Below are 14018 nucleotides of genomic sequence, written 5' to 3'. Positions count from 1 at the left end.
TAGGTCAGGTTGCCGTATGTCAGTGTGGAGTACACCTACAAGCCCTCAAGACCACGCGAAAGACATTCGCCGTCTAGTTGAGAAATGTTCATGTGAAGGAGGCAAAAATGGAAACGTATGAGTTCACATTCGTGGTCGATGTTGCCGACCCGCATGCTGATGACTTCGAAGATATTTTCTTTGAAGCTGGATGTGCTGACGCAACTTTGGCGTTGATGCATGGCGCGATAGCGGCTTGTTTTCACAGAAAGTCAGATTCGTATAAAGAAGCAGTTTTGAGCGCTTATGAAAATATCTTGGCAACAGGCTCAGAAATCATGCGATTTGAACCTGACTTTCTTGTGAGCGCATCCGAAATTGCGTCACGCGCTGGTCTCACCAGAGGTGCGGTAAGTCACTATGAGAAAGGTGAGAGAGGCAAGAACTTCCCGAAGCCTTATGCACGCGTCACTACCAATAGCCCCCTATGGGATTGGGTGGAAGTATCGCACTGGCTATGCGCTCAGGGTAAGTTGTCCGAAAATGAGTATAGACTTGCTCAAGTATCGCGAGTCATCAATTTCAACGTCCAAACTGGCAGCGGCTTTGACAAAGCGTGCGCTGATGTTGAGGCTGCTCTAGGCGAGCCCATAGCGGCATAAGTCAACCAAAACGACCACATATTGGCCCCGCTTCGGCGGGGCTTTTGCTTTTTAAATGTACGTTTATCAAAGTGGTAAATGCACATAATCGGGCATTGCGCGCAGTTATTGCCGGAAGGATCTCGCATGGCACAATTTTCACGAAAAGAGCTGTACGATAAGGTGTGGAAAACGCCGATGGAAACGCTGGCAGAAGAGTTTGGGATGTCCGGTAGGGGCCTAACGAAGCTTTGCAAGCGCCATGAGATACCAACGCCCCCTCGAGGTTACTGGGCGAAAGTTCAAGCCGGGCAAAAGCTCCCCAAGTCGCCACTTTTGAAGCCACAGCAACCCCAGCCAAGAATGGTGACGGTTCAGGATCGCAGGCCGAAAAAGAAGGAGGCCAAAAAGAAAAAAGAGGCAGTAAAGCAGGCCAAACAGCAGGTAAACCCCGTGGTCAGTATAGGCAAAGTTCCGGCGCATATGAGAGGCTTGCATTGGATCGTTGCTCGCTGGGTCGCTGAGCACAAAACAGCCCACGAAAAAGCCAAAAAGGAAGCCCGCAACCGAAAGCAGCATGATTGGAGTGGGACTGACTTTGAGGAAGAGTTCGGGTGGGACCTCCAGTGGGGGCAGATTGACGCCGAAATTGATTTAACCGAACGCGACAAATACCGCTTTCGAATGACCAGCGCGTTCCTGAAGGGTTTAGAGCTCAATGGCGTCAAGGCGCTCGAAGGGAAAATCAACGGAGAGTTGAAGATATCTTGCTCGGGCCAGACAATAAAAATCCTGGTCAAAGAGAAAATGCTCCAGGATCGACGCAAGCCTTCGCAACGGGAAAAAGACTGGACGGCATACCCGGACCATCACAACTCCGCACTGCGCCCCTCGGGATTTCTCAGGATCCATTCAAAGACCTACGTCGGTGGTGATGGCCTGAAAGACCAGTGGATCGAAACCGAAACTTGGAAAGGTGGTGAATTTCTGTCTTCGGTAATTGGTGACGTACTTGCTATGGGGCCGATACTGGTACGTAGAGAAGAAGAAGCTAGAGAGCGCGAGCGTCAATATCTAGTCGAACAACAAAAGAGGTTCGAAGAGCAACAGCGAACTCGGATTGACGAAGAGCGATGGCAGCAATTCAAGCAGCTATCGAGCAATTGGGAAGAGGTCCAGCGCCTGCAAGGGTTCTTGAACGAGCTTCGCAATAGGCCAGACGACTTTGCGTACGAAACTGACGGGAATTCCATGAATGACTATCTGGCTTGGGCGCAAAACAAGATTGATGAATTGGACCCATTTTTTCGACCTGAAGCCAAAAACAGTGAGGATGTGTGACCCGCTTCACTGAACCACTCTTTAAGCCCCGGCACATTGAGGGCAGTTAACGAGTTAGCGCTCATGTTGTGTTGAGAGCGCGGTTTTCTATTTCCCCGTTGGTAGGACGCGCCTGCATAAGGCGCGTCCTTTCCGTTGTGTGATTAGCAGTCAATTAATGGTGGTGGTGCCCGCCATGTCCTCCACCATTGTGTCCGTGGTGGTGCCCGTGTCCGCTTCCGTGCGAATGGCCATGAGGCGCGGGCTGATAGAACCTATTGGGATAGTAAGGGCTGTAGTGACATGCCGGGTCTTGTGGTGCGTGATAGCAATATGGGCCTGGAGCTGGGTGGTACGGATGGTAGGGGTGGTAATACCGGTTCCAGGAGGGGAACCACGGATACGCTTGGTAATGGTTGTCCCAGTATACTTGGCTGAAATCTACAATCGCGATACCCAGAGCTGCAGCCAACACCGGATTCATTACCTTCTTTGTTCCATCGCTATCCGTGAGGATGTAGTTGGAAGAGATCCAGCCTCGAGCGCCGTTCCATCCGGTGTCGCACCAGCTATAGCCTGTTTGGCAGCCGAAAATCTCTATCGTTGCATCTTGTGGAAGCGTTGCGACCACTGGGTAACTTGTGTTTGGCCCGGCTCGCATATGGACGGACGTAGTTGTGAACCCTTGTGTCTGAGCGGATACTGTGCTCGCGAGCATAGACACCAAGAACGCTGCCGTGATGGCAATTAAAGAAAGTCTCATTCGTCTTCTCCGTGGCAGAGGAAATGAAAAAATATCAGTGCGGAGAGCGATTTGAGTCAAGAACCGCTTCGCAGTCAGCTTGGAAATCAAACATGAATCCGATGACGTGTATCCATTGCACTGAGAAAATCCTTGAGAGGAGCCGAGGAATCGTCTCTCTTTTAAGTGCAGTTTGAAAACGAACAATCTTTTTGGGGTACAGAATGAACCAGAGAGTTGGAGCCGCCATAAGTTTGGTAATGTTCGCATTCGCAAATCCGGTCATTGCCGGAGAAGATGATTGGGTCGGATTGTATAAAGGCCTCGATATTTTGGACGGATCAATCGACTACTTATCTATATCTCAAAAGGATGCGGTTACCTATGAATTAAGGGTGGTCCCCTCGGTAATCTCGCTTTGCCCAACTGGGCAGGGTTGGATCGTCGCTGAGGGCGTGCTGCAAGATGATGGCAGCATGTTGCGTCAGAATGGCCAAGTGTTTTGTGCGGGTGAAGAGCCAGCCGAAGTACCGGACCGATTGCTCACCAGAGATCCGGAAACCGGGATAATCAAGTATGGGGCGACGGATGACAGCCGACCTTTGATTTACCACAAGGTTTCCTCAGACTAGCGTGCGCGCGCGTACTGCGCAGACAACCTTGTAACCTGCTATTCCTGTTACATCGAATTACGTTGGAGGATGCGTGTTATGCAGGGGCATGAAGTGGTCTATGTCGCAATCGACAGTGCGCGGATTGAAAAATTGGAGCGGCAAATAGACCGTATGGAATGTGCTCTGCAGCGGCTGCTCGAACCGGCCCGACAGGATTGGATAACAGTTCAGGAATGCGCCAAACTTGTTAGTCGCTCAGAATCGACCGTGAGCCGATGGATACGGCATGGGATGATTGAAACGAAGTCTGTGGGCGGTCGGCGATTGGTCAGGAACCCCTGCTAAACCCGCTAAACGGTGTCCATGGCGTGGGAGGCTGCTTGGATGGGGTGCGCTCAATTTTGAGCAGATCCCCGCGCGCGTAGCGACCTCCGATAAATCTTTCAGGGTGTCTAAATTTGGAGAGACCCGAAAGAAAGCCCCACACCGGGCGCAACCGATGCAGGGCAGGACCCGTTGGGACGGGTAATGGTTCACAAGACAACTAATAGCAGATGCAGAATCATTCCGCAACATAGGGAGTCCAAAACCGGAACGTATGCTGGACAAACAGAGACTCACGCCGTATCTAAGTGATACCTTTCTGGGTGGTTCACAGACGTTGGCGGCAAGGGGTAACGGGATACCAATGGGCGCAACCAAATCCCAACCGCAGTCCGAAAGATTGAAGCGGGGTTGCCGGAAGCCAGGGAAGGCTTTCGCAAGTAGCAATCGACCGGCGGCGTTTCCCCTCTGCGACCAACGGGCCTCTGACTGACCGACGGCGACCGACGCTATGGTACAGCAAGGCAGCGGGACCAACTCTAGCCAGGTGCTAGGGCTGGTCGTCCTATGCCTCTTTCCCTCCCTCAGGCTCCCTCTGCTATGGTGCGCAAGTGGTTCAAAACGAAACGACACGCTGGCACGGTTACAAGCTGACTGGCCGACAAGCTGACTCGGGCGGTTTTGAACGCGAAAACCAAATCGGTGGAAACTGCGAATGGTGTTCGGGGTTTGGTGCCTGCTTTCAGGCATGGAACGGGGCGGAGTAATGGAACAACTTGTTCCGAAACCTGGGGGCAAGAAAATGGTGCAAGATGCATCGAAACTCGGTGACAGGAAAGTGGAACCAGAAGTTCCAGTTTAACCGGACGCAAATAGACTCAATCTGGCTGAGGTCCAGCGTCTCTACCATCTGGGAGACTGGTGGGAACAGTTGGCCCACCAGTAACCCTCTGTTCCCAAAGGCTCTTTTCTTATTACGAACGCCGGGCCGTCTTATTGCGGGATATTCCGTACTTATACCAAAGCCCCATTTTATAATGAGTAACCGTTTGTCTTTGCTTGAGAATGTGCAGACTGGTGGAAAGCAATCACAATTTACGGCAAGCCGTAACTAATAACCGAGTGGTCAGGCGGTTCGATAACTTGAGTCAATGAACCCAATTTCCGCTAAGGCCTGCAAATTGGCAGGGAGACGCATTGCTGGTAATTAGGATCGTTTTTCACACAGGTCGTTTCTGGCCACCTACAGTTTGCCGGACTACTAGATTCGTTCCCGGCGGAACCGCCATAGGACTGGCCGTTTACTGAAGTAATTATTGCCGCTGCTGAACCGAGCCCTAGAAGGAGGTCACCAATACTGGGGCTGTATCGTGGTCCCGAACCTTTTGCTACTTGCCTTCTGAGGCCTTCGACTTGTGCCTTTTGTTCTTCGACCAGTTTTTTCAATCGCCTCAGAGAATCGATATCTTCTTGAAACCGTTGGTGCCCGCATCCACGCTGAACGCGTTCAAGAAAGTCAATTTGATTGACAAGGGACTGGATACCTTCGTCACTTGTGATATCCGATCCTGGCGACTGAAACGACGGATCTGTTTTAAGAAGTTCTCTTACGTAGGCGTCGTTGCAAAGAGGGCTGTCCTGCTGAGATATTGGCTGGCGAGCGCCGGTCGAGGATGCACCTGAGTTTATTGCGGTGTCACAAGCTACCACCGAAATACAGGTAAAAAACGCAATCTGAATTCGTATCAACCAAACCAACATACCAACCAGGTTACCACAAGCTTTGAAGGATAGAGAGTTATTTGTTATTCCAACTCGGGGCAGAAACGCCATTCCCGATTTCCCGATATCGGTTGTTTCCCGAATTGGAAAAAACTCAGATTCCGAACTGACCCCCTGCTACATCTGCTACTTCTGCAACATGGGATATGCTCCACGGTGGAGCGAAACTATGCACATCTGCACAGAATGCTTAAACTGGAGATTATCTCCACATTTGCGGTATCATCAGCAAAGGTTTTGTCCGGGGAATTGCGGCCAACTTGGCCAGATTTCCCAATTCGCCAAGTTGGCATCTTTCCCCAAACCGGGAATTCCCGGCCTGACGACAACCGGCAGGGGGGGGTGAACGATCCACGTCCCCACAGACATGATACGCGGGCCCGTAGCGGCGATATGGACAGTCAGACAGCCCGATACGCCCCGGAACCGTGCAATGCGCCCTGACGGGCGTGTTTGGAGCCTGTGCGGTGAAATGCGGGATCACCCCATATTTGTGACCGTGTGGAACGAGTGCACCACAAGGCTGACAGGCTCGGCAAAAGTCCGATTATTGGACATTTGAAGCCAGCCGACCTTTGTGAACTCGCAATCTGTCTTTTGCCACGTCCCCCATTGAGGGTTTGTCGTAATTTCGGCCACGTCCGCCATTGGCGATTGTGTGATTAGCAGTCATTTAATGGTGGTGAAAAGCCATTCAACTCTAACGATTGTAGCGGTCGTTCGCGCTTCAACTAGTGCATGTCGGATGGTGCTGGTTCTGGAATAAACCAAGGTTGTCATGTATGTTTGACAGTGAATTGGGCAAGAGATGGTAATAATTCTATTTGCCCTATGACATTTTGCAGAAGTGCCAAACTTTGGAATTGAAGCGAGATTTGAGGCAAGCGGAGCAAAAAGATGATTGGGAACGCCGAACAAAAGCTCAACGAAGTTTTTAACATTCTTCGAGCAAAAGGCTTGAAAATCAGGCGTAAGCACGTTCAAGGGTACTATCAGTTACAGGACACTGAAAGCGGCGGGATCGTTAGAATAGCTATTCACAGTTCTTCATTGTCATTTGTAGGCAAACCGGAAGGTGCGAAACTTCTAAGACATATTCTATCCACATCTACGGGCGCACCTACTCCAGAACCTTTTTGCTCGGATGTTTCCAAGAGTCTTCGAAGCCAAAGTGAATCTCAGTGGCTTAGCGCTAGTGCAAACGAACCAGCAAGGACAGCAATGCAATCCGCGATGACTAACATGGTGGACCAAGATGTAGTAAATGCTGAAGATACGGAAAACGCGAGTTTCGCTGCTGTTTTGGCACTTTTGGTGATACTCACGTTGTTAGCTTTAGTGACAAGTATTAGCCTAGGTTTTCCATTCATTCTGTGCCTTATTCTAACCCCAGGTTTGGCGATGTTATGGTGGGTTGTTGGGGCGCTTGTCGTCAGTATTGGTGAAAGCCAATCTGAGAAGTATGAGGAACGGTTTTTAAGAAGCTTGCAGATTGTGCCGTACCAAAAACGCCCAATGGCGGTAATCTTATGGCCCTTCACAGCAGTACATTTCTTTTTGAGATGGTGCATGCAGAGACTCGATAGGGACATAGAACCAAGAGTCCATAAAAACTAAGTCAGATTATCTGAGTGGGCTAGGCTATTCTATGTTGTCCACCCTTGCGGGCTTTACAGGGCGTGTGAGGGTGTCCATTTTAGATACATGACTGTTGCAGACCTGTCCATTTTCCAACTGTATTGCGTCGTTGCTGCCTCAGCTTCGATATTTGCGGCTTTTTGTTGGGCCCTTTTGACAGTGGCCACAGACGGCGACCGTCAACTTTCCTGGCTCGGGTGGGGTGCCCTCACAATCGCATCAGTCGGATTGGTAGCAGGCCCCGCGCTATACGGGGCCTGGATACTTTACTCTGGGCTCAACTGAGGCCCGGTTGCGTTCATCATCAAGGCGCGCACAATCATTTCCTTTACCTTGTCCGGTGCCTTAGTGACGGCGCTCTGAACTTGTGCTGGAACCCCGGCCTTTGTCAGCATTTCAGCAATTACAGGTGCAACTCTGGCCTCCCGTCCTGCCGTCATGTGCCTCAGAGCCGCTGCTCCGCCGCGTCTCGCCAGCAATGCCGCTGCAACACCGCCTCCAGCGCCTTGCAAATCCCCCGTGACAGCATAACCCGCGCCAGCACCGCCTGCGCCAAGAAGGCTTTGCTCAATCAACTGACGGGCCGTGGTTGAGTTGCCTGTAAGGGCTCTATGCGTCTCGCCAAAGGTTCTTTCGTTGGCAATCTGCTTCTGAACTGCTGCGGCACCCTTCGGCCCCAGAGCGGCTTGCATAGCGTCCTGCTGGCGTCGTGGGCCAAAGAGGTTATCAACTGCCCCCGGTGTGTCTCTGCGGTTCTGTAGCTGGTCTATCTTGCCCGAGGCATACCCCTGCGCAACTTCGTCGGGGTGCGCCATTGCGGCTTTCTCAGCGCGTCGGGCATAGTCTGCCGAGATACGGGGTTTTGCACCTTCAGCGCCGATGTTAACCGCGTTTTCCCTTGTCCGGGCACTTGCTGCCAACTGCCTTGCTCCACCGTATTCCGGCATCAGTTCGTCAATGCGCTGGCGAACCTGCTTTGATAGCATTCCCGCAATTGATTGCTCGTTGTTCGGACCCTGGCCCAGTGAGGGGCGAGACATGTCGTCCAAGGCTTTCTTAGCCTCATCGAGTACCGCGAGTGATGACGGCTCACCGGATATGCCCTCGGCAGCCATACGGTCCCGTGCGAGGCGCTGGCCCTGTTGCAGAGCCTTTCTGCCCATGTCGGTCTGAAACAAGTCGTCAAAGGCTGACATGTCGATGTCGTGGCCCAAAGACCGGGCCTCATCGTAGGCAGCGTTGATGCTGGGGCGGCGACGTTTACGAATAGCGCTCACTAAGTCGTCAACGGATTGCGGCTGATCCATTCGAGACGCGGTTAACAGACTATCCGTCAAACGGTCGCTCTGACCCGCCATACGCGTCCGTGAGGCCGTTTCCAGCAGTTCACGGGCCTCTGGGCTGGAATTGGCCGCTGCACGCCCCAGAGCGCGCCCACGCTCACCCATGACGTCAACCAACGTGCCCTCTGGCCCCAGGTCGTCCAATTTGGCAACTGCTTCAGGTGTGAGGGCCTGCTTGATCCGTGCTGTCGCCTGTGAAGCTGGCTTGCCAACGCGGCGTGAAACATACCCGCTGACGGCTGGAGCAACTGACAAGGCACCAGCGGCTGCACCACCGGTTAAACCGCCGATGGCTGCACCCTCAGCAAAACCCGTGGCACGTTCGTCAAAACCGCCATCAGTGTGTCCGGTGCCAGCAAGCCCACCGTACAGACCGCCGTCGGCAATAGAGCCCCCGATTACCTTACCTGGCGTCCTTGCCTTCGCCGCGAGACTCAAACCCGCCTTGCCAATCCCGGCAACACCCGTTGCAAGACCCGCCACATCGCCGACCGTCGAGGCTGTGGGATGGTGAACGTCAGCCGCCATTGACCGGGCCTGTTGTCGCTCAAGGTTGCCCGAGAAGTCGCCAAAGTCACCACCCACACCCGTTGCGGTATTGCCTGCCGCCATAAGCTCGTCACCGAAACCGAACAGGCCGGTATCCACCGCGCCTCGTACCCCTGCGCCGATGCTTTCGAAGTCTCGAATGTTTGCCCGTGGCACAATCCCGCTCTGGCGCAAGCCGGTCATGGCCCGTTCAAACAGTGATGGGGTGTAGGGGGCGACGGTTGAGCCATCCCCCATCGGTTGTTGTGCGTACCTCTCCCAGGGCTTTCCTTGCGGTTCGCCCTTCGGCTTTTTGTACTTTTCCCAAGGTCCAGCCATCAGTTCACTTGCTCCCAGTTTGAAGGGTCTTGCGGGTCGCCGCCGAGAAAGCGGTATCCGTCCTCGATAGATCCGATTTGCGGAGCGCCAGCTTGCGGCGTGTCGGCCTGTTCCGCTCCAGCGTGGCCACCAAGTTCTATCTGCCGGTACATTTCGCGGGCCTCATCGTCAGGAATGCCCTCGTGGATGATCCGGTTGTAGATGCTTTCAAGCCGGTCCAGATTGTAGACAAGGTCACCTTCTTCCTGTGCCTGTTCCAAACTGCCGAACACTGCTTGCAGCAGCCTGTTTTCAAACTCGGAAACTTGACCCAATGCGCCACCAGTCGGGGATGCATCCCGCATAGACTGAAGTTTATCGAAGCCGATATTGGCCTTGATAGTCGTCAGTCTGTTTTTGAGTGCCCCGCCTCGGGTGCTGTCGATTACTGAGGCTGCTTTACCCGCCAAACCGGTTGCTGGGGAAAGCAGTGATTGACCGGCAATCAGTTCCTTGGCGATACCGATTTCATCCAGGACGATGTTCGTTGACACCACCTTGGCCTCTTCGGCCTTTGCATCGGCAACGCTGGTGTCCTCAGGTCCGCCGGGAACAGGGGTGTAGCTGATGAGCCTGCCGTTCGCGTCCCGGTTCGCCATGTAGCCTTGCGGAATTGTCCCCTCGGTTGTCAGAGAGATGTTGGTGCCGCCGCCACCGATCCGCGAAATCTTCCCGTCACCGCTCTGCTGATAGCTGCCTGCTGGGTCTAGGCCCATTTGGGTTTCTTGCTCGTCAGTCAGAAGGGTGTAGCCCGGCTGCGGGTTCTGCATACGCTCAAGCTCAAGCTGGGCCTTTTGCAACTGAAGGTGTCGCAGCGGGTCATTCGCCTGCTCCCAGCGTTCATATGCCCGGTCGTCAGCCTCCTTTCGGTCCTCCAGCTCGGCCATCAACATGGCTTTCTGCTCTTGGCTCAACCAGGGGCTGGAAAAGGCTTCATAGAAGGCGCTGTAGTCGGCGCGCTGCGGCGCTGCGCCCCCCCGATACTGTGCCTCTCGGCGCGCCCGGTGTTCCTCTGCCGGGCGCAGGAAGTCATTCACGATTGCCGCCGCCGCGTCTGAGCGATTGCGCGTTGAAAGAATGTTCCGCCCTGCCGCAGACTCAGAGCCTTGAAGCTCGTGAACCAAGAAGTCCAACTGTGTATTAAGGTCTGATACAGGCTTGCCCTGTGACTGTGCAAATGCCTCAAGCTGCCTGCGGCGTGGCCCTGTCCATTGAGCAAGGCCGTATCCGCCGCGTGAACCGGGCACCAATGGAGCGTGTTCGTTTATGTCGGTGCGCAGCCCGCTTTCATCTCGGAAGTTGTCAATGAACCCATGGGCAACGTGTTCTGGTAGCCCCCTGTCCGAAAGCCCTTTCAGGATTTGGCCCTCTATCGACATGTCGTCGTCTTTGCCAAGTGCGGCCATTGTGGCGTCACCAATTTCCTGCTCCTCAGAACGGGGTGGGATGCCTGCCATCTGAGCGGGCCAGAGCTGGAGGCAAAAGGCTTGGGTTCACGGCCCTGCAATGCCGCCGCAATCAGCTCTTTGGCCTTGCTGTCTCCTTGGGCCTCACCCTCATCTATTTGGTTCATCATCCCGCGATACATCAGGGCGTTGCCGATGGCTGACAAACCTTCACCAACGTTTCGAGGCGTTCGCCCAACATTAGCCGCCAATGCATCTGCAATTCGGCGCTTTGTTTGTAGTTGCCTGTGAGAAATGCCGGTATCGCCGCCAAAGACGAAACCCGGTTTCTTCGGTCCTTTGTATCTTGTGAATTCCATTATGCCCTTGCCTCTGTTCCTGCGTGTGACTGCGCGAGCGCCAACGCGTGATGAATTTCCCGCCAGCGGGCTTTAGCGCCTTCTGACTGGCGTTTTCGGCCTTCTGCGGTCTTTGCGCCGGTGGACAGCCCTCCATGCAGGCGACAACGTGTTTTGCCCTGCATGGGTTCCTCCATGCATCGCGTGCCGTCAGGTAGTCTCGCCCCACAAATCTCGGTCATTGACGCCTCCCTGCCATGATGCCAGCGCCAGCCAACCCAAACAGCCCGCCTACGGTTTGGTTGTAGCTGTTCAAATCCTGTTGATAGCCCGCCATTTCCTGTCCGAATGCGTTGTTGATGTTTCCGGCCACGTCGGTCGTCGGGATATTCGTTTGAGGCGTGTTCACGAAGTTTGGATGCGAAACCTGGGAACCGCTCATCAGTGCGGTGATTTCGTTAATCGGCTGGTTTCTCTGGGTTAGAGCAGAGTTCATGCCTGTATTGTAGCTATCGAGCATAAACCGGCTGCGGTCGTTCATCTGGCTTTCGCGGATGTTTGCAATCTCGCGGTCATATGCCTCAGAGCCGATGTTAATACCCCGGTTTGCCAGTTGTGCCGTCAGCGTTTCCATATCCTGTGAATTGCGCTCAGAATTCAGGCTATCATACAGCCCACCGGCCCATGCCTCATGGTCGCCCACATTGTACTGAAACGGTTCAGCCATGTAGTCGCCCAAGAAACGTGACTGGTCGTTGGCTAAAGTAGCCAAGTTCAGGGAAGCTGCATCGCTTTGCTTTTTGATGGCCTGTTGTTGCGGAGAGAGCGTTTGCGTGGCCGTGTAGGTCGGAAGTTTGTACTTCTTGCCCGTGTATGGGTCTTTGAACCTATACGTCCCTGTCTGCTCATAAGACAGCGTACCGTCAGGCGTGACCTGACCGACCATATTGGCATTCATGTTCGCAAGCGCGGTTGCAATGCTCGTGCCTGTTTGAGCCGCAGATGTTTCGCGTGGATCTGGTGGCTCAGGCGCTGATGGTTTTCCCATTGGCTCGTTTCCTTCTGTAAGTTGAGGCGGGTTAATGGCTCTTTCGCCATCCCCACGATGCGACGGGGCCAGACGAAAGCGGCAACACGCCATTCTGATGGAAACCTGCTGATTGCATTAGCCAAGTGTTGGGCCAATTCACCACACAGTTGGCCGTCACATATTCAGGGTCTTCCGCTTCCCAGAAGGACCGGACGACTAACTTCAATTCCTCATCCAGCCCTTCACATTGGGGGTCTGCGAAATGAATCGTTAACTGCCACACACCGCTCAAGACACTTTCAGAGAAGATGCCCACCGTGCCATTGATGCGCCAAAATTGAACCCGACCCGAACGGATCAACGCGGCTCTGTCCTCATCAATGCTTTCGTAGTCTTCAGACGTAAGTTCGTCTGTTGGATTTAGTCGATGAGCCTTCTGTCTGGCCCCTTGCTTATCTGCTTGTGTCGCTACCATTGCCGCCCCCCTATTTTGTTGCTATTGGGGTATCATAATACCCCATAAAAGGCAAGGCCGAAGCGGGGCTGTATAGAGAACAGTGGGGTAAAATAACACTCATTCGGCGAGCCAACTATTGCCGTATATGTGAGGCAAAAACGAATTAACTTTGTGTGGTCGGTGTGGTCTGGTATCGAATTTCGATATGTTGATGTAAGGTTATTACATGTCACTCGACTTAACGCCGAACTCATTTGAAGCCTCAGACTTTCTAAAGGCTGTTTCTCATGAGGGCCGGTTGACGATCCTTTGTCATCTTGCGTCCGGCGAGAAGAGCGTATCAGAGCTGATTGAACTGTTATCTGAACGCCAGGCAGCAGTATCCCAGCAACTCGCGCGGCTTCGCTTATCTGGATTGATAACTTTCCGGCGTGAAGGTAAGTCCTTGTATTATAAAATTGCCGACAAGAGGGTGGTTCCACTGCTCGAAGTCATTTACGAGTTGTTCTGTGAAGATGAGAGGAAGAGCGGGGATTCCCGAAATTGAGACACGCGCCTGCCACTGGCCATTCAGCAGTTTTCAACGCATTCAAAATTCGCTCGAACAACGCAGAGTGGGACGCTGCTATGTGGGCGGCGTGTAAGTTAATGTCCCTGCATGACAGCCGAACAGACACACTGACTGACTTCACAGAGCTGTGGGCTGGTGGATTGAGACCATCAGAACCGTTGGGATCGTGAATATGAGCGCCATAGTACAAGAGCCCAAACTCGACGAGTCAAAACTCATTCTGTCCGAGCTGTGCCAAGCTGTCATAGTTGATGGCTACCGCTTCGAAATCGAAATCTATCGCCTTGAAGAGCAGGACAGTTGGACTTTGGAGGTCATTGACTTCGAAGGTGCCAGCTATGTCTGGGATGACAAGTTCGGCTCCGACTTTGAGGCCAAGCAAGTGGCCGTAGAAATCCTGAACAACGAAGGCGCAGCAGGTTTCATCGGAAATGAACTGAAGACTTAGGGTTGCGTAAGCCCAGCAACGTTTTTGCGCCTCCAATTTCCGATTTCACTCGGGTACTTGAAAGGTATCAAACGCTCCAATTGAGCGTCATTTGTGTCTGTGTGACTATCGCAGCGGGGCGGCCATTGGGCAGGGCGACGGTGGTTTGCCAAATCATCGTCTTTCGACCTCGATGCAGGGGCGAACAGGTCAAGGTAACTTCATCGCCAATTTTGATGGGTCGGATGAAGTTCGTTTTGCTTTCCAGAGTTGTGGTGCTGGCACCGTCACTAAGGTTAACTGCCGCAGCAACGCCGCCTATTGAGTCAGCGGCCCCCATAATTGCTCCACCATGCATCACCCCGTTTCGGTTGCCCATTTCAGGCCGTACCAGCAAACGCGCTGTGACTTCTGTCGGCGATACCGAAACCAGCTCCAATCCTAGGGATTGGGAGAAAGGTGGTAACCAGTCTTGGAGGTTTTCTTTGTCCATTTGCGAT

The 14018-nt window shown here is 53.3% G+C and carries 14 protein-coding genes; 6 read left to right on the top strand and 8 right to left on the bottom strand.

The genetic code is table 11. The features are described from left to right. Positions 1 to 107: 107 nt before the first annotated feature. Positions 108 to 641 carry a helix-turn-helix transcriptional regulator gene (locus ACR0AG_RS00635; protein ID WP_480835365.1) on the top strand — a complete coding sequence of 178 codons (534 nt, stop codon included), beginning with the start codon at positions 108 to 110 and terminating at the stop codon, positions 639 to 641. A 126-nt stretch (positions 642 to 767) separates the two neighbouring features. Then, positions 768 to 1961, top strand: a complete 1194-nt coding sequence (locus tag ACR0AG_RS00630; protein WP_480835363.1) for a hypothetical protein — start codon at positions 768 to 770, stop codon at positions 1959 to 1961. A gap of 154 nt (positions 1962 to 2115) precedes the next feature. On the opposite strand, the gene ACR0AG_RS00625 is transcribed toward ACR0AG_RS00630, so the two are convergent. Next, positions 2116 to 2601, bottom strand: coding sequence for an SH3 domain-containing protein (locus ACR0AG_RS00625; RefSeq protein WP_480836844.1), 486 nt, complete (start codon positions 2599 to 2601; stop codon positions 2116 to 2118). Between the two features lie 341 nt (positions 2602 to 2942). Between ACR0AG_RS00625 and ACR0AG_RS00620 the strand changes: the two genes are divergently transcribed. Next, a complete protein-coding gene (locus ACR0AG_RS00620) occupies positions 2943 to 3314 on the top strand; it encodes a hypothetical protein (RefSeq protein WP_480835361.1) in 372 nt (123 codons plus the stop codon). Positions 3315 to 4787: 1473 nt separating this feature from the next. On the opposite strand, the gene ACR0AG_RS00615 is transcribed toward ACR0AG_RS00620, so the two are convergent. Further along, positions 4788 to 5453 (bottom strand): hypothetical protein, encoded by a 666-nt coding sequence (locus tag ACR0AG_RS00615; protein ID WP_480835359.1) that lies wholly within the window; start codon positions 5451 to 5453, stop codon positions 4788 to 4790. A gap of 846 nt (positions 5454 to 6299) precedes the next feature. Here ACR0AG_RS00615 and ACR0AG_RS00610 point away from each other — a divergent pair. Beyond that, positions 6300 to 7019, top strand: a complete 720-nt coding sequence (locus ACR0AG_RS00610) for a hypothetical protein (protein WP_480835358.1) — start codon at positions 6300 to 6302, stop codon at positions 7017 to 7019. 287 nt (positions 7020 to 7306) lie between these two features. Here ACR0AG_RS00610 and ACR0AG_RS00605 read toward each other — a convergent pair whose 3' ends face one another. The 5 genes from ACR0AG_RS00605 to ACR0AG_RS00585 form a co-directional block, all read right to left on the bottom strand. Beyond that, the gene (locus ACR0AG_RS00605) at positions 7307 to 9250 is read right to left on the bottom strand and encodes a hypothetical protein (RefSeq protein ID WP_480835356.1); all 1944 of its coding nucleotides are present in this window, start codon (positions 9248 to 9250) and stop codon (positions 7307 to 7309) included. Then, complete coding sequence (locus tag ACR0AG_RS00600; protein ID WP_480835354.1) at positions 9250 to 10746, bottom strand: phage tail tip lysozyme; 1497 nt, start codon at positions 10744 to 10746, stop codon at positions 9250 to 9252. Before ACR0AG_RS00600 ends, ACR0AG_RS00605 begins: the two co-directional genes overlap by 1 nt. A 307-nt stretch (positions 10747 to 11053) precedes the next feature. Further along, positions 11054 to 11275 (bottom strand): HGGxSTG domain-containing protein, encoded by a 222-nt coding sequence (locus ACR0AG_RS00595; RefSeq protein WP_480835352.1) that lies wholly within the window; start codon positions 11273 to 11275, stop codon positions 11054 to 11056. After that, a complete protein-coding gene (locus ACR0AG_RS00590) occupies positions 11272 to 12081 on the bottom strand; it encodes a hypothetical protein (protein WP_480835350.1) in 810 nt (269 codons plus the stop codon). The genes ACR0AG_RS00595 and ACR0AG_RS00590 overlap by 4 nt, the downstream gene beginning before the upstream one ends. Positions 12082 to 12112: 31 nt before the next feature. Beyond that, the gene (locus ACR0AG_RS00585; RefSeq protein WP_480835348.1) at positions 12113 to 12538 is read right to left on the bottom strand and encodes a hypothetical protein; all 426 of its coding nucleotides are present in this window, start codon (positions 12536 to 12538) and stop codon (positions 12113 to 12115) included. 208 nt (positions 12539 to 12746) lie between these two features. Here ACR0AG_RS00585 and ACR0AG_RS00580 point away from each other — a divergent pair, with 208 nt between their 5' ends. After that, a complete protein-coding gene (locus tag ACR0AG_RS00580) occupies positions 12747 to 13067 on the top strand; it encodes an ArsR/SmtB family transcription factor (protein WP_480835346.1) in 321 nt (106 codons plus the stop codon). A gap of 196 nt (positions 13068 to 13263) precedes the next feature. Then, positions 13264 to 13539 carry a hypothetical protein gene (locus ACR0AG_RS00575; RefSeq protein WP_480835345.1) on the top strand — a complete coding sequence of 92 codons (276 nt, stop codon included), beginning with the start codon at positions 13264 to 13266 and terminating at the stop codon, positions 13537 to 13539. A gap of 67 nt (positions 13540 to 13606) precedes the next feature. On the opposite strand, the gene ACR0AG_RS00570 is transcribed toward ACR0AG_RS00575, so the two are convergent. Next, entirely contained in the window at positions 13607 to 14011 is a 405-nt protein-coding gene (locus tag ACR0AG_RS00570) for a PaaI family thioesterase (protein WP_480835343.1), read from the bottom strand. Positions 14012 to 14018: the final 7 nt, after the last annotated feature.

This window comes from Ruegeria sp. H6, assembly GCF_056532975.1.
Note: the sequence above shows the minus strand (reverse complement) of the source record. Positions and strands in the feature narration are given on the sequence as shown.